13 protein-coding genes are annotated in these 16,217 nt (G+C 61.9%); 7 read left to right on the top strand and 6 right to left on the bottom strand.

Annotated elements, in window-relative coordinates; all coding sequences use genetic code 11:
* The 4 genes from GKN89_RS22770 to hrpB form a co-directional block, all read right to left on the bottom strand.
* Positions 1 to 524 (bottom strand): ATP-binding cassette domain-containing protein (locus tag GKN89_RS22770; protein WP_154747825.1); only part of this gene is annotated, 524 nt, incomplete at its 3' end.
* Between the two features lie 47 nt (positions 525 to 571).
* Entirely contained in the window at positions 572 to 2,764 is a 2,193-nt protein-coding gene (fhuA, locus tag GKN89_RS22765; protein WP_154747824.1) for a ferrichrome porin FhuA, read from the bottom strand.
* Positions 2,765 to 3,015: 251 nt separating this feature from the next.
* The gene (gene mrcB / locus GKN89_RS22760; protein ID WP_019456059.1) at positions 3,016 to 5,508 is read right to left on the bottom strand and encodes a bifunctional glycosyl transferase/transpeptidase; all 2,493 of its coding nucleotides are present in this window, start codon (positions 5,506 to 5,508) and stop codon (positions 3,016 to 3,018) included.
* A 118-nt stretch (positions 5,509 to 5,626) separates the two neighbouring features.
* On the bottom strand, positions 5,627 to 8,065 hold the full coding sequence (gene hrpB / locus GKN89_RS22755; RefSeq protein WP_370520286.1) for an ATP-dependent helicase HrpB: 2,439 nt from the start codon (positions 8,063 to 8,065) through the stop codon (positions 5,627 to 5,629).
* A gap of 188 nt (positions 8,066 to 8,253) precedes the next feature.
* On the opposite strand from hrpB, the gene thpR reads away from it, so the two are divergent.
* The 6 genes from thpR (at position 8,254) to folK (ending at position 13,232) form a co-directional block, all read left to right on the top strand.
* Complete coding sequence (gene thpR / locus GKN89_RS22750; protein WP_019456061.1) at positions 8,254 to 8,796, top strand: RNA 2',3'-cyclic phosphodiesterase; 543 nt, start codon at positions 8,254 to 8,256, stop codon at positions 8,794 to 8,796.
* Positions 8,793 to 9,500, top strand: a complete 708-nt coding sequence (gene sfsA, locus GKN89_RS22745; protein WP_019456062.1) for a DNA/RNA nuclease SfsA — start codon at positions 8,793 to 8,795, stop codon at positions 9,498 to 9,500. Before thpR ends, sfsA begins: the two co-directional genes overlap by 4 nt.
* 183 nt (positions 9,501 to 9,683) lie before the next feature.
* The gene (dksA, locus tag GKN89_RS22740) at positions 9,684 to 10,139 is read left to right on the top strand and encodes an RNA polymerase-binding protein DksA (protein WP_004937569.1); all 456 of its coding nucleotides are present in this window, start codon (positions 9,684 to 9,686) and stop codon (positions 10,137 to 10,139) included.
* A 72-nt stretch (positions 10,140 to 10,211) separates the two neighbouring features.
* Positions 10,212 to 11,123 carry a tRNA glutamyl-Q(34) synthetase GluQRS gene (gene gluQRS, locus GKN89_RS22735; protein WP_019456063.1) on the top strand — a complete coding sequence of 304 codons (912 nt, stop codon included), beginning with the start codon at positions 10,212 to 10,214 and terminating at the stop codon, positions 11,121 to 11,123.
* A 61-nt stretch (positions 11,124 to 11,184) separates the two neighbouring features.
* Positions 11,185 to 12,732, top strand: coding sequence for a polynucleotide adenylyltransferase PcnB (pcnB, locus tag GKN89_RS22730; protein WP_071532880.1), 1,548 nt, complete (start codon positions 11,185 to 11,187; stop codon positions 12,730 to 12,732).
* Positions 12,732 to 13,232, top strand: coding sequence for a 2-amino-4-hydroxy-6-hydroxymethyldihydropteridine diphosphokinase (gene folK / locus GKN89_RS22725; RefSeq protein WP_019456064.1), 501 nt, complete (start codon positions 12,732 to 12,734; stop codon positions 13,230 to 13,232). Before pcnB ends, folK begins: the two co-directional genes overlap by 1 nt.
* A 5-nt stretch (positions 13,233 to 13,237) precedes the next feature.
* Here folK and qseC read toward each other — a convergent pair whose 3' ends face one another.
* Together qseC and qseB are read right to left on the bottom strand one after the other, a co-directional pair.
* Positions 13,238 to 14,596 carry a quorum sensing histidine kinase QseC gene (qseC, locus tag GKN89_RS22720; protein WP_063919676.1) on the bottom strand — a complete coding sequence of 453 codons (1,359 nt, stop codon included), beginning with the start codon at positions 14,594 to 14,596 and terminating at the stop codon, positions 13,238 to 13,240.
* Positions 14,593 to 15,255: a quorum sensing response regulator transcription factor QseB gene (gene qseB / locus GKN89_RS22715; protein WP_004937550.1), complete on the bottom strand. Its 663-nt coding sequence runs from the start codon at positions 15,253 to 15,255 to the stop codon at positions 14,593 to 14,595. The genes qseC and qseB overlap by 4 nt, the downstream gene beginning before the upstream one ends.
* A 167-nt stretch (positions 15,256 to 15,422) precedes the next feature.
* On the opposite strand from qseB, the gene panB reads away from it, so the two are divergent.
* The gene (gene panB / locus GKN89_RS22710) at positions 15,423 to 16,217 is read left to right on the top strand and encodes a 3-methyl-2-oxobutanoate hydroxymethyltransferase (RefSeq protein WP_004937548.1); all 795 of its coding nucleotides are present in this window, start codon (positions 15,423 to 15,425) and stop codon (positions 16,215 to 16,217) included.

Genomic DNA, 16,217 nt, shown 5'->3' with positions numbered 1-16,217 from the left:
GTCGGTTCGTCGAGCAGCAGGCAGCGGCTGTCCTGCGCCACCATCATCGCCAGCCAGGCGCGTTGGCGCTCGCCGCCGGACAGGCTGTCCACCAGCCGATTGGCGAACGGCTTCAAGCCCACCAGCGCGATGGCCTCTTCCACCTGTTGACGATCGTTGGCACCAAAACGCCCCAGCGCGCCATGCCACGGATAACGGCCGACGGCCACCAGCTCGCGCACCGTCATGCCTTCCGCCGCCGGCAACTGCTGCGGCAGGTAGGCCACCTGGCGGGCGAAAGACTTGCTGTCCCACTGCGCCAACGGCTGCTGATTGAGCAATACCTGGCCGTCGCTGGGCGCATGGTGCCGCCCGAGCAGTTTCAACAAAGTGGATTTACCGGAACCGTTATGGCCGATCAGGCCGCAGACTTTGCCCTGGGGAAAACCGAGCGACAGCGGTTGCAACAGCACCCGACCGGGGACGGCGAAGCTGGCGTTATCCAGCGCGAAGGTCGCGCCGGGATTAAGAAGTTTGTCCTGCATAGATCCTGCTTTGTCCGGGGCGACACGGCGCCGCCCCGGCTATCCGGTTAGAAACGGAAGGTTGCGGTGGCGACCACCTGGCGTTCTGCGCCCCAATAGCAGGCGTAGTCGCTGTAGCAGCTCGACACGTAGGTCTTGTCGAACAGGTTATTGATGTTAACGCCCACGGATGAGCCCGGCAGGCCAAAGCGCGCCAGATCGTATTTAATGGTAGCGTCCACCAGCGTGTAGTCCGGTACTTTGAAGGCGGAGTTATCGCTGTTGAAGCTCGAGCTGGAGCCGACGTAGCGCACACCGGAGCCCAACGTCAGGCCGCTCAACGCCGTTTCGTGGAAGGTGTAATCCGCCCACAGCGAAGCCAAGTGTTTCGGCATCTCGACGGTCGGTTTACCCAGATAGGTATTGTCCTTGGTGTACTTCGCATCGGTATAGGTATAGGAGGCGATCAGGTTGACGTTGGCGTTCAACGCCGCCTTGGCTTCCAACTCCACGCCGCGCGAACGGATCTCGCCGCTCTGCACGCTGAACTGCGGATTGGCCGGATCCGGCGTCAGATTATTGCTTTTGGTCAGCTGATACAGGGCGCCGGTCAGCACGATCGGGCGATCCTTCGGCACGTATTTCACGCCGGCTTCATACTGCTTGCCGATAGAAGGCTTGAAGGTGCTGCCTCCGCGGGTTGTACCCAAATTCGGCTCAAACGACTCGCTGTAGCTGAAATACGGCGTCACGCCATTGTCGAACAGGTAGTTCAGACCGCCGCGCCAGGTAAACTGCCGGTCGGTTTGCTGATCCGTCAAATTCGTATCACGATTGTAAGCGGAGGTCTTCGCCCAGTCATAGCGACCGCCCAGCGTCAACAGCCACTGGTTCCACTCCCCTTGTTCCTGCACATACAGGCCGGTTTGCTCCTGACGGTTCAGGTAATGGTAGGGGAAGTTGATGTTGACAGCGTCATTTCCGTATTGCGGATTGGTCATACTAAGACCTTCCGCAGAACCATATGCGGCATTGATATCGTTACGCATGCGCGAGTAATCCACCCCAAACAATAGGGTGTGATCAACCTGTCCCGTTTTCACCTTCGCCTGCGCCTGGGTATCTACGGAGAAATTGTTCAGGTGTTCCTTCGATTGAACATAGAGGCGATTGATCGTCGTCGGCGATGACAAACCATATCCATAAATGCTCTTCATATCGGTGTCCAGCTGCATATAGCGCAGATTCTGGCGCACCGCCCAGGTATCGTTGAAGGCGTGTTCGAAGCTGTAGCCGATCATCCGTTGTTTGCGGGACATGTAGTTGCTGGCTTCGCCCTCGTTGAAATCGGTCGGCAGTTTGCTGCCATCCGGCAACGGTATCAGCGTCCCCTGTTTCGGCAACCAGCCGTAAAAGCCGGTATAAGGATCGTTTTGAATGTTGGCCAACAGCGTGAGGTTGGTTTTGTCATCTGGACGCCAGCTAAAGGACGGCGCGATCGCATAGCGCTTCTCTTTGCTCATGGTCTGCTGCGTATCGCTGTCTTTCGCCAGGCCGGTCAGACGGTAGGAATAGATGCCCTGATCGTCCAGCGCGTCGCTGAAATCGAAGCCAGTCTGGAACAGGTTATCGGTGCCCATCTTGAACTGGATTTCGCGCAGCGGTTCGGTGGTTGGCCGTTTGCTGACCATGGCGACCAAACCGCCCGGGTTGCTTTTGCCGTACAGCACCGAAACCGGGCCGCGCAGCAGCTCGGCTCGCTCAAGGAAATAAGGATCGATGGACGCTTCGCTGTAGTTGTTGCCCAGCAACCGCAGGCCATCCAGATACTGGGTGGTGTTGGTGGCCGGGAAGCCGCGGATCGCCACCGCGTCATAGGTGGTGGAGCTGCCGCGGCTGGCAAATACGCCCGGCGCATAGGCCAGCGCGCCCTTCACCGTATCCGGTTGGCGCATATCCATCTCTTCACGCGTCACCACGGAAACGGACTGCGGGTTCTTCTCTATTGGCGTATCGGTTTTGGTGCCGGTGGCGCTGCGTTTGGCGACATAGGTGCCGACCGGCCCCCAGGCGCTTTCCTGCTGGGCGGTATTGCTGCCGCCCACAACGGTAATCGTGTCTTCCTTGGCGGCCGGCTTGGCGTCGGCGGAGAAAGCCGGCATCGCCAGCGTGCCCAACGCCGCGGCGACGGTGATCGCTAACGCGCTGACGGGAGTACGGCCCTGCTTGGCCGCAGATGATGAAAGACGCTTGGTCGGCATAGTTGATTTCTCTGATGAATAATTAAATGACGAATGTAAACGATAATAATTATTATAAGCGTCGCATTTTATGCAGAAGCCAAATTAAACTGCAAGCCGAATTCACAGGGCAAATAGGTTAAGGATTAGGCGCTTAGCCTTGCGGTTAGCAGGGAAATAAAACGAGCGGAAAAACAAAAAAACCCGCAACCAAGGTTACGGGCTTAATAACAAAGAAAAAATTTTCACCGGGGCCGGCGCCCCGGTAGCGATTACTGACCGAACATATCCTTGATCCAGCCGGCGACGCCATCGCCATCTTTTTGCTCACCCGCCGCCGGTTGCTGCTGTTGCTGCACCGCCGCCTGGCTGGCCTGGCACAATCCCTGCGGATTGTCGGTCCAGACCGGGATGGTGCGCCAACTGCCACCGCCGCAGATAAAGTTGCCGGCAGAGTCGATGCTCATCTGGTTAATGCCTTCCGGCGGCTGCAGCATCAGCGGCAGCGGCGTCTGGTTTTCCAGATAACGGCGATACAGGGTCAAGGCACCGTTGGCGCCGGTCAGCTTGGCCGGGCCGTTGTTGTCGCGCCCCACCCAGGCGATCGCCACCTCTTTACCGTCGATGCCGGCAAACCAGCTGTCGCGCAAATCGTTGGTGGTACCGGTTTTCGCCGCCAGGTTGTAGTTCGGGAACTTCACCGACAGCGAACGGGAGGTCCCGCGCGCTACGCCCTGCTGCATCGCATACAGCGTCAGGTAAGCGGCCTGCGCCGGCACCATGCGTTCCGCCTGCGGGAAGCTCTGGTACAGCACCGTGCCGTCTTCGGCGATCACCGAACGCACCGCCGACAGCGGCGCACGGTTACCGCCGCTGGCGATGGTCTGATACTCCTGCGCCACTTCCATCGGCGTCAGGCCGATCGCCCCCAGCAGCATCGAAGGCACCGGGTTGATCTCCGCTTTTGGGATGCCCAGACGTTGCAGCGTGGCGCTGATCTGATCCAGCCCAACCGACAGACCGAGATTCACCGTCGGCACGTTCAGCGAGTTGGCCAGCGCATCCACCAGCATCACCTGACCGCGGAATTTACGGTCATAGTTGTTCGGCTGCCAAACGGCCCCGTTCGGCTGTTTCAGCGACAGCGGCGCATCTGCCAGCCAGGTGTTGAGGCGGTATTTATCCGGTTCGGATAGCGCGGTCAGGTACGTCGGCGGCTTGGCCAACGAGCCGACCAGACGGCGCGCCTGCATGGCGCGGTTGAAACCGGCGAACTGCGGGTTGGCGCCGCCGACCATGGCGCGCACTTCACCGCTGAAGCGATCGACAATCACCATCGCCGCTTCCAGATCCTGCAGATGACGCGCGGCGCGCAGCGCCGGAATGCCGTCTTCGACCGCTTTTTCCGCCGCGTCTTGCGACACCGGATCCAGCGTGGTGAAGATCTTCACGCCGGACAGGTCATTGACCTTATCGCCCAGCTTGCTCTGCAGTTCCTGGCGCACCATCTGCATAAACGCCGGCTGTGGCGTAATGACGCCGCCTTTCGGCTGCACGCCCAGCGGACGCGCGCTCAGCATGTCATACAGCTCGCCGTCGATCACGCCCTGGTTCTGCAACAGCTTGAGCACCAGATTGCGGCGCTCCAGCGCCAGTTTCGGGTTGCGCCACGGGTTGTACAGCGACGCGCCCTTGACCATGCCGACCAGCAGCGCCTGCTGATCGAGGCTCAGCTCGTCCACCGGACGGCCGAAGTAGTACAGGCTGGCCAACGGGAAACCGCGGATCTGATCGCTGCCGCTCTGGCCGAGGTACACCTCGTTCAGATACAGTTCCAGAATGCGGTCCTTGCTGTAACGGTAATCCACCAACAGCGCCATATAGGCTTCGTTGGCCTTACGCCACAGCGAACGTTCGTTGCTCAGGAACAGGTTCTTCACCAGCTGCTGCGTCAGGGTACTGCCGCCCTGCACTGCACGGCCGGCGGTCAGGTTGGCCAGCACCGCACGGCCGATGGAGTAAGGGCTGATGCCGTCATGCTCATAGAAGTGGCGGTCTTCCGTGGCGATCAGCGTATCCACCAGCAGATCCGGGAAGCCGGAGCGCGGTACAAACAGACGCTGTTCGCCGTTCGGCGACTGCAGCATGGTGATAAGACGCGGATCGAGGCGGAAGAAGCCGAAGCTGCGGCCGCTGTCCAGATTTTCGATCTTCGCCAGGCGGTTGTTCTGGAAATCGAGGCGAGCGCGGATCTGGCCTTCTTTACCATCCGGGAAGTCGAACGGGCGGCGCAGCATCTCGATGCTGTTAGCCTGCACGGTAAACTCGCCCGGACGTGTCATGCGGCTGACCTGGCGATACTGCATGCCTTCCAGCAGGTTGACCATTTCCTTCTTGCTGTACGGCATGCCCGGTTCCAGGTTGACCATGCGGCCGTACACCGCCGCCGGCAGCTGCCAGACTTTACCGTCGATGCGGCTGCGGATCTGCGAGTCCAGGTAGACGCCATAGATCGCCAACAGGACAGCGATCACCAGGATCAGTTTGATAAACAGGCCGAGCCAGCGGCGTTTTTTACGCGGCGGAGTCGCTTTTACCTTACGCGGCATGCGTTCCTCCTCCTCTTCATACTCATCATCGTCATACTCGTCTTCTTCGTAATCGTCATAATCGTCGTCTCGGCGGCGGCGCGGCGGCTTGCGCGACGCGGTGCTTTTTGGTTGTTTTCCTTTGCGCCCGATGGGCTCGCGGTCATCCCCAGCCATGGCTGTTGTTCTCCGAGCTTGCCGACACTGCCGGCCATAATGAGTCGCTTAATCTGTGCCGACGCCATGGCGCTGACCAGAAGAAACATCTGAATTCCAAACCTTAAATGCTCGCGGCCTACTGATATTTCTTCGTTCGGCGCGTCGGTACCGCCGTGGCCGGGTCGTCCGGCCACGCATGTTTCGGGTAGCGGCCCTTCATCTCTTTTTGCACCTCACGATAGGCGCCTTGCCAGAAGGCCGCCAGATCGCCGGTGATTTGCAACGGCCGGTGCGCCGGTGAGAGTAACTCAAGCACCACCGGGATGCGACCCTCCGCCAGCATCGGGCTGCGCTGCTCACCGAACACTTCCTGCAATCGTACCGCCAGCGCCGGCGGTTTGCCGGCCTCATAACGGATTGGCAAGCGGCTGCCGGTCGGCACAGTGTAATGAGTGGGTAGCGCATTATCCAGCCGCTGCTTTTGCTGCCAGTCCAACAGCCGTAACAGCGCCTCGGCGATGTTGACCTGCTTCAACCCGCGCAGATCGCGCACGCCGCTCAGCGACGGCAGCAGCCACTGTTCCAACGCCGCCAGCAGCGGTTCTTCGTCCATCGCCGGCCATTCCGCCTCCGGCAGCCAGGCTTGCGCGCACTGCAGGCGCACCCGCAATTGTTCGGCGGCGCCCTCCCAGTTGAGCACCGCCAACCCCTGCGCGCGCACCCAATCGAGCAGCGCCTGCTGCAGCTCTTCATCCGCCGGTTTGGCCAGCGGCTGGGCGCGCAGCGTCAGACGGCCGATCTGCTGGCGCTTCCAGGCGCGCAGCGTGCCCTTCTCTTCATCCCACTCCACCGCCGTACGCGGCGTGACGATCGCCGGCAGCTGCGCCGCCAGCGCCTCGATATCGACCGGCAACGCCAGCAAAATACGCGCATCGGGGCTGTTGTGGCCCTGCAACAGACTGGGGACGATCAGCCACGGCGCACGCGACAGCGCTTCGTCCTGGTTCATCGCCGCACCCATGCCGTTGGCCAGCAGGTAGCGGCCATCCTGACCGCGCCGCTGGGCGATGCGATCGGTAAACGCCAGCGCCAGCAGACGCGGTGCCAGATCGATATCGATTTGCCCCGCACGCTGCGGCAGGCGTTTGGCCAACTGCGCGGCGCGCTGCCGCCAATTCGGCTGCGGGCGGCTCAGCCAGTAGCCGATATCCATCTGCCCGCCGCGCGGCGGCTCCTCCAGCAATGCCGCCAGCAACGCCGCCGTTGCCAGGCCATCGGCGCTCAGCGCCGCGCCGGCGACCAGCATCGCCGCCAGCCGTGGCTCACAGCCCAATGCGGCCATCTGGCGCCCCGACGCGGTGAGCTTGTCGCCGTCATCCGTGGCCCCCAGCCGCTGCAGCAACGCCCTGGCCGCCGCCAATGCCGCCGCCGGAGGCGCGTCAAGCCAGGTCAGCTGCGCCGGATCATGACAACCCCACTGCAGCAGTTCGAGCCAGAAACCGGTGAGATCGCTCTGTAAAATTTCCGGTTCAGCGTGTTCCACCGCACGCTCCGCCTGCTCCTTGGCGAACAGGTGCCAGCAAATGCCCGGCTCCAGGCGCCCAGCACGCCCGGCGCGCTGCACCATCGAAGCCTGACTGATGCGCTGCGTCGCCAGCCGCGTCAAACCGTTGCGCACCTCGTAGCGCGCCACGCGCTCCAGGCCGCTGTCCACCACCAACCGAATGCCTTCAATAGTCAGACTGGTCTCGGCGATGTTGGTCGCCAGCACCACCTTGCGGCGGCCAGACGCCGCCGGCTGAATCGCTTTTTGCTGCTGCGCCAGCGGCAACGCGCCATACAGCGGGCAAAGATCGGTATCGCTCGCCACCTCGCCGGTCAACCGCTCCAGCACCCGATTGATCTCCGCCACACCCGGCAGGAACAGCAGCAACGACCCCGCCTGCTCGGCCAGCAGGCGCTTCACCGCCGCCGCAACGCCGTCTTCCAGCCGCAGATGGCTGGCCAACGGCTGATACTGGCGCTCAACCGGGAAGCTGCGCCCTTCGGACACCACCACCGGCGCTTCCGACAGCAGCTGCGTCATACGGGCGTTATCCAACGTAGCCGACATGATCAGCAGTTTCAGATCGTCGCGCAGCCCTTGCTGCACATCGAGCAGCAGCGCCAGCGCCAGATCGGCCTGCAGGCTGCGCTCGTGGAATTCATCGAGGATCACCAACGATACGCCCTGCAGCTCGGCATCCTGCTGCAGCATGCGGGTGAGAATGCCTTCCGTCACGACCTCCAGCCGGGTCTGCGGCCCGCTTTTACTTTCGGCGCGCATGCGGTAGCCCACGGTCTGACCGGGCTCTTCTCCCAGTTGCTGCGCCAGACGGTAAGCGACGTTTTTCGCCGCCAGCCGCCGCGGCTCCAGCATGATAATGCGCCCCGGCAGCCCGGCGTTAGCCAGGATCTGCAGCGGCAACCAGGTGGATTTACCGGCGCCGGTCGGGGCGTGCAACAGCACCTGCGGGGCAGACTGCAGCGCAGCCAGCAACTCATCGAGCACCGCGCTGACGGGCAATGAAGACACTGAATTCTCCGTAGTGGTTAACGTTAAACGGCGTACAGTGTAGCATTAGCTGTATCCCCGTAGCCTTTCAAACTGCGGCGGCGTTAGCTATAGTACGGAGCTCATCCATGTGCCCCGCCCCTCGTGGGGCCGTTGCAAGCCGCATTCATGTCTGTCCCGACGGATTTGTCATTATTTACCGAGCCCCCATGTCCAATTCGCGCCGCCTGTTTTTCGCCTTGTCCTTGCCTGATGCCCTGCAACAGCAGGTGATCCGCTGGCGCGCCGAGGCGTTTGCGCCAGAGGCCGGTCGACCGGTGGTGGCGGCCAATTTGCACCTGACGCTGGCGTTTCTCGGCGAGGTCTCCGCCCAAAAAGAGCTGGCGCTGCGCAAGCTGGCCGGCCGCATCGTGCAACCCGGCTTCAGCATGCGGCTCGACGATCTCGGCCATTGGCCGCGCCCCGGCGTGGTCTGGCTCGGCACCCGCCGCGCGCCGCGCGGGCTGTTGCAGTTGGCCGAGCTGTTGCGTTCGCAGGCCGCCCGCAGCGGCTGCCATCAAAGCGCGTTGCCGTTCCATCCGCATATCACGCTGCTGCGCGCCGCCACCCAGCCGGTGGCGATCCCGCCGGCGACGCCGGGTTGGACATTCAGCGCCGACGCCTTTTCCTTGTATGAGTCGGTATTCGAACACGGCCGCACTCGTTACCAACACCTCGAACAGTGGCCGCTGGCCAAGCAGGCATCCGCATGATTTTCTCTCCACCGCTGCGCTCCGCCACGCTGATCAAACGTTACAAGCGCTTTCTGGCGGACGTGATCACCCCGGAAGGGGAAACCTTTACGCTGCACTGCGCCAATACCGGCGCCATGACCGGTTGCGCTACGCCTGGCGACACCGTTTGGTACTCCACCTCGGACAATCCCAAACGCAAATACGCCCACAGCTGGGAACTGACCCATACCCAACAGGGGCACTGGATCTGTGTCAACACCCTGCGTGCCAACGCGCTGGTGCGCGAGGCAATCGAACACAATTTAATCAATGAATTATCCGGTTACAGTAAAATTAGCGGCGAAGTGAAATACGGCGCTGAAAACAGCCGTATCGATTTGTTATTACAGGCAGAAAACCGGGTTAACTGCTATATTGAAGTTAAGTCAGTCACATTACTGCAACAACAACGTGGTTACTTTCCTGATGCGGTAACGCTCAGAGGGCAAAAGCACCTGCGTGAGTTGCTCAGCGTGGTTGAAAGCGGGCAACGGGCGGTGTTGTTCTTTGCCGTGTTACACAGCGGTATTGAGCAGGTCGCACCGGCACATCATATAGATGAGCGCTATGCGGCGCTGTTGGCACAGGTCCGGCAGTTGGGAGTGGAAGTGGTTTGCTACGGGGCAAAATTATCACCTGACGGTATTTATCTCTGCGATAAGCTGCCGTTTTTTATCGATTAGCGCAGTCGGGTCCCTATAAATAGACAACCGACCAGCACGATCGCCAAATACGCCTTCCTTCACACGATTGTCAAGCGGGCGACAGGAATAATTGCCAACCTACCTTCCTTCTGTTATTTATAGCGGCCTGTTTTTCCCCCGCATTGGGGATTCGATAGTGCGTGTGTATGTAGGAGAAGCAACATGCAAGAAGGGCAAAACCGTAAAACCTCGTCCTTGAGCATTCTCGCCATCGCTGGGGTGGAGCCGTACCAAGAGAAGCCGGGCGAAGAGTACATGAACGACGCCCAGTTGTCGCATTTCAAGCGCATTCTTGAAGCGTGGCGCAACCAGCTCAGGGACGAAGTGGACCGTACTGTATCGCATATGCAAGAAGAGGCAGCCAACTTCCCTGATCCGGCCGACCGTGCCACTCAGGAAGAAGAGTTCAGCCTTGAACTGCGTAACCGTGACCGTGAACGCAAACTGATCAAAAAGATCGAGAAAACGCTGAAGAAAGTGGAAGACGATGATTTCGGCTACTGCGAATCTTGTGGCGTGGAGATCGGTATTCGTCGCCTCGAAGCGCGTCCGACCGCCGATCTGTGCATCGACTGCAAGACGCTGGCTGAGATCCGCGAAAAGCAGATGGCCGGCTAATACCGTTGTTACCGCTGCGGCGTGCGCACCCTCGCGCGCCGCACAGAGAAAAGGGAACCTCTCCCCTCTGATATGCAAGAAAGTCATTATGTGGGGCGCTTTGCCCCATCGCCTTCCGGGGATCTGCATTTCGGTTCGCTGATTGCCGCTCTGGGAAGCTACCTTCAGGCTCGCGCCCAACGCGGGCAGTGGCTGGTTCGCATCGAAGATATCGACCCGCCGCGTGAAGTCCCCGGCGCCGCCGCTCGCATCCTGTCCGCGCTGGAACATTATGGTCTCCACTGGGACGGCCAGGTCATCTATCAATCCCAACGTCACGATGCCTACCGCGCCACGCTGGATCTGTTGCAGCGCCAGGGGCTCAGTTATTACTGCACCTGCACCCGCAGCCGCATCCAGCACATCGGCGGATTGTACGACGGCCACTGCCGCGATTTGCAGCTCGGCCCGCAGGGTGCCGCCATCCGCTTGCGCCAGACCGCGCCCGTTTACGGCTTTCACGATCGCCTGCAGGGAGAGCTGCACGCCGATCCTGCTCTGGCGGGAGAAGACTTCATCATTCGCCGCCGCGACGGGCTGTTCGCCTATAACCTGGCGGTGGTGATCGACGACCATTTTCAGGGCGTGACCGAGATTGTGCGCGGCGCCGACCTGATCGAACCGACGGTGCGCCAAATCGCCCTCTACCGCCAGCTGCAGGCGCCGGTGCCCGCCTATGTGCATCTGCCGCTGGCGCTGGGCGCCAACGGCATCAAGCTGTCGAAGCAAAATCATGCGCCGGCGTTGCCCGCAGGCGATCCGCGCCCGGTGCTGATCGCCGCGCTGGAATTTCTGCGCCAACCGCTGCCGGAAAGCTGGCAAGATCTTGACCTGCCATTATTATTGAGCTGGGCAGTCGAACATTGGCGGTTGGAAAACGTGCCGCGTCAGGAGGCTATCCCTCTGGATGAAAACACGCCGGCATTCTCAAAGGAGCCCTGGTGAGCTATGATTAGCCGCTATTTTTTGTTAGCTCCATTTTTATCAGTCACTATCGAGGTGTACCATTTTTACCCGAGTAGCCAACTTCTGTCGTAAGGTACTGACCCGCGATGACAAGCTGCCCCGCGACGACGCGGCGGCCGGCGATAAAAACGTAGTCCGCGAAGAGCGTGCCGCGGCGCCAAGCCGCCCTGCGCCGCAGCCGCGCGCCGCCGATAACGGCAGCAGCGCCCCTGCCCGCCGCTCAACGCCGCGCAAGCGTCCTCCTTTCCCCCTCGCCGAGAGCAACGACTCGATGACCGTGATCCCGCGCGAACAGCACTCGATTTCCCGCAAAGACATCAGCGAGAATGCGCTGAAAGTGCTTTATCGCCTGAACAAGTCCGGCTACGAGGCCTATCTGGTCGGCGGCGGCGTACGCGATCTGTTGCTCGGCAAAAAGCCGAAAGACTTCGACATCACCACCAACGCCACGCCGGAGCAAGTGCGCAAGCTGTTCCGCAACTGCCGCCTGGTCGGTCGCCGCTTCCGCCTGGCGCACGTGATGTTCGGGCCGGAGATCATCGAAGTGGCCACTTTCCGCGGCCACCACGAACAGAATCAGGAATCCGACAAGAACTCCTCCCAGCAGGCGCAAAACGGCATGCTGCTGCGCGACAACATCTTCGGCTCGATCGAGGAAGACGCCCAGCGCCGTGATTTCACCATCAACAGCCTGTACTACGGCGTGGCGGATTTCACCCTGCGCGATTACGTCGGCGGCCTGAACGACCTGAAACAAGGCGTGATTCGCCTGATCGGCGATCCGGAAACCCGCTACCGCGAAGATCCGGTGCGCATGTTGCGCGCGGTGCGCTTCGCCGCCAAACTGGATATGCGCATCAGCGAAGAAACCGCCGAGCCGATCCCGCGTCTGGCCTCGCTGCTGCATGAGATCCCACCGGCGCGTCTGTTCGAAGAATCCCTCAAGCTGCTGCAGGCGGGTTACGGTTTCCAGACCTACCTGAAGCTGTGCGAATACCAGCTGTTCCAACCGCTGTTCCCGCTGATCGCCCGAAACTTTACGCCGAACCACGATACGCCGATGGAACGCATTCTGGTGCAGGTGCTGAAGAACACCGATCATCGTCTGCAGAACGACATGCGCGTCAATCCGGCGTTCCTGTTCGCCGCCATGCTGTGGTACCCGCTGCTGGAGCACGCGCAGAAGCTGGCGCAGGAAAGCGGCCTGGCCTATTACGACGCCTTCGCGCTGGCGATGAACGACGTGCTCGACGAGCAGTGCCGCTCGTTGGCCATCCCGAAACGCATCACCACGCTGGTGCGCGATATCTGGCAGCTGCAGCTGCGCCTGTCCCGCCGCCAGGGCAAACGCGCGCACAAACTGATGGAGCATCCGAAATTCCGCGCAGCCTATGATTTGCTGGCGCTGCGCGCGGAAGTGGAAGACAATCAGGAAATGTTGCGTCTGGCCGAGTGGTGGGGCGAATTCCAGGACGCCACGCCGGCGCGGCAGAAAGCCATGCTGAGCACCCTGGGTGACGATCCGGCGCCGCGCCGCGCGCGTCAACGCCGCCCTCGCCGCCGGGCACCGCGTAAAGAAGGGGCATAATGATCCGCGTTTATATCGCGCTGGGCAGCAACCTGGCGCAGCCGCTGCAACAGGTTAAAGCCGCACTGGAGGCGCTGGAGCATCTCCCGCGCACCCGGTTGGTCACCTGTTCTTCGTTTTACCGCACCAAGCCGCTGGGGCCGCAAAACCAGCCGGACTTTCTCAATGCGGTGGTGGCACTGGATACCCTGTTGCCGCCCGAACAGCTGCTCGACCATACCCAGGCGATAGAACGCAATCAGGGGCGCGTGCGCAAGGACGAACGCTGGGGGCCACGCACGCTCGATCTGGACATCATGCTGTACGGCGACAAGGTGATCCATACCGAGCGTCTGACGGTGCCGCATTACGGCCTGAAAGAGCGCGAATTCATGCTCTACCCGCTGGCGGAAATCGCCCCTGACCTGATTTTCCCCGATGGCGAACCGCTCGCCAGCTGCCTCAAGCGCGTGCCGGAAAACGGCATGGCGCTGTGGCATCAGCCCAAACCGAAGTCCTGACCCGCCTACAGCGCCAGCCGCGCAACGAACCCGCCCGCCGGGCGATTGGCGAAGCTGACCTGCAAACCATGCAGCCCGGCGATGCGCTGTACGATCGATAATCCCAGCCCGCTGCCGGTTTGTTCCTGCCCCGGCGGGCGATAGAAGCGTTCTCCCAGCCGCGCCAGATGCTCCGTGGTCACCCCCGGACCGTCGTCCTCCACCGTCAGCGAGCGTTCGCTCAATGTCACGGTGACCACGCCGCCCTTCGGGGTGTAGCGCACCGCGTTGTCCAGCAAGTTGCGCAATAGCAGCGACAGCAGTAAGGTCTGGCCCTGACGCGCCGGCGGCGTTCCCTGCTGTTCATAACGCAGCGTCACGCCCGCCGCATGAGCCTGCTTATCCTGTTCCGCCAGGGTCATCGTCACCAGTTCGTTCCAGTCGACCGGCGCCAGCTCGGCCAAATCCGACAGCGAATCCAGCCGCGACAGCGTGAGCAGTTGATCCACCAGCCGGGTGGCGCGATCGATGCCCACCGTCAAATTGTCCAGCGCATGCTCGCGCATCGGCGCATCGTCCCCCGCCAACTGCACCACTTCGGTCTGCACCCGCAGCGCCGCCAGCGGGCTACGCAGCTCGTGCGCGGCATCGGAGGTGAAGCGCCGTTCCCGCACCAGCAAAGCGTTGATGCGGGCGAACAGCGCATTGAGCGCATCCACCAGCGGACGCACCTCGGTCGGCACCTGGCGCGCGTCCAGCGGCGTCTCGTCATCGGGTGCGCGCCGGCGCAAACCGGCCGCCACCGCGCGTAGCGGCCGCAGCTCGCGCCCTACCATCAGCGCGATCAGCAGCATCAGCACCGGCAGCGTCACCAGCCAGGGCACCAGCTGGCCGGTCACCATGCCCAGCGCCATATCGCGCCGGTAATCCCATTCCTGACCAACCACGATACGGTAACGACCATCCGGGCTGGTCAGCCACAGCAGACGCCAGCTGTCGTCATCACCTTTGCGCTCGCCGTCGGTAAAACCTTCTCGCTCTTCGTCAAACAGGAAGTCGGCGCCGTTCTCGCCGTCGTTGAGCAGCATCTTGCCCTGGCGATCGAAGATGGCGAACGCCAGCGCGTCGTCGTCCTGCTCGCCACGCTTGCCGTGGTGCACCAGCTTCTTGGTTTTCGGCAGGCTGCGCGCGCTTTCATCGGCCAGCAGATCGCCAAGGTTGGCGGTCGCCAGCCGTTTGGCGAACAGCATCTGTTGGGTGTCGAACACTTCGTTGATGGTGTTGCGCGACATCACCCAGGCCACCACGCTGGCGGTGCTCCAGGTCAGCAGCGCCAACAGGCTGAAGATCAGGATCAGACGCAGCCGCAGGCTGAGACGCTTCACGGCGCATCCCCCAGCGTGTAACCCACGCCGTGGATGGTGCGGATGAAACCGTTGCCCAGCTTGCGCCGCAGGTGATGAATATGCACTTCCACCGCGTTGCTGCTCACCTCGTCGTCCCAGTTATACAGCTTCTCCTGAATCAACGGCCGCGCCAGCACCCGCCCCTTGTTGTGCAGGAACAGTTCCAGCACCGCCAATTCACGCGGCGTCAGCGTCACCGGCTCGCCGTTGCAGCTCACGCTGCGGGTGGCGCTGTCGAACACCACGTTGCCGTGCGTCAACTGCGGCATCAGTTGGCCGTGGCGACGACGGATCAGCGCCTGCAGCCGCGCCGCCACTTCGGCCAACGCGAACGGCTTGCACAGGTAATCGTCGGCGCCGCTTTGCAGCCCGCTGACCCGCTGCTCCAGCGCGTCGCGGGCGGTGAGGATCAATACCGGCACATCCTGTCCGGCCTGGCGCCACTGGCGCAGCAGATCCAGGCCATCGAGGCCCGGCAGACTGAGATCGAGGATCACCGCGTCGTAGGGCGCGCTGTCCAGCGCGTTTTTACCGACGGCGCCATCGGTGAACCAGTCCAGATTGAAGCCGAGTTTGGTCAGCCCGGCCTTGATGCCGTCCCCGATCAGTTTGTCATCTTCGATCAGCAAAATTCGCATGAGTATCCCTTTTAAGTCATGGCGCCATTGCACCACAAGGTTCTTAAGAACCGCTTAAGCATGGCGATCCGCGCTACCCACCCCGATCGGGTTACAGTAGAATGGCTGCACTTTTTTTGCAGCCTGGGCCTGCGTACGCCGCACGGCCCGTTTCAGGAGACGTTGTGATGAAACCCACCACCGTGACCCATTTGCGCCAGTGGAAACAGGAGCAACGCAAGTTTGCTACCCTTACCGCCTACGATGCCAGCTTTGCCAAACTGTTTGAAGAGCAAGGCATCAAAGTCCTGTTGGTGGGCGATTCGCTGGGCATGACGCTGCAGGGCCACGACTCCACGCTGCCGGTCACCGTCGCCGACGTGGCCTATCACACGCGCGCCGTGCGCCGCGGCGCGCCGGCCTGCCTGCTGCTGGCCGATCTGCCGTTCATGAGTTACGCCACCCCCGAACAGACCTTCGCCAATGCCGCCGAGCTGATGCGCGCCGGCGCCAACATGGTGAAACTGGAAGGCGGCAGTTGGCTGTGCGACACGGTGAAAATGCTCGCCGAGCGCGCGGTGCCGGTGTGCGGCCACCTGGGCCTGACGCCGCAGTCGGTCAACGTGTTCGGCGGCTATAAGGTGCAAGGGCGCGACGAACTGGCCGCCAAACAGCTGCTGCAGGACGCGCAGAATCTGGAGCTGGCCGGCATTCAGCTGCTGGTACTGGAGTGCGTGCCGACCGAGCTGGCGCGCCAGATCACCGAAGCGCTGTCCATTCCGGTCATCGGTATCGGCGCCGGCAACGGCACCGACGGCCAGATCCTGGTGATGCACGACGCCTTCGGCATCACCGGCGGCCACACGCCGAAGTTCGCCAAGAACTTCCTGGCGCAGAGCGGCGATATCCGCACGGCGGTGCAGCACTACATTCAGGAAGTGGAGCAAGGCCTCTACCCGGCGGCTGAACACTCTTTTAACTAA

The organism is Serratia sp. YC16, from assembly GCF_009707615.1.
GTDB lineage: Bacteria > Pseudomonadota > Gammaproteobacteria > Enterobacterales > Enterobacteriaceae > Serratia > Serratia surfactantfaciens.
This window is presented reverse-complemented; position numbering and strand designations above follow the sequence as displayed.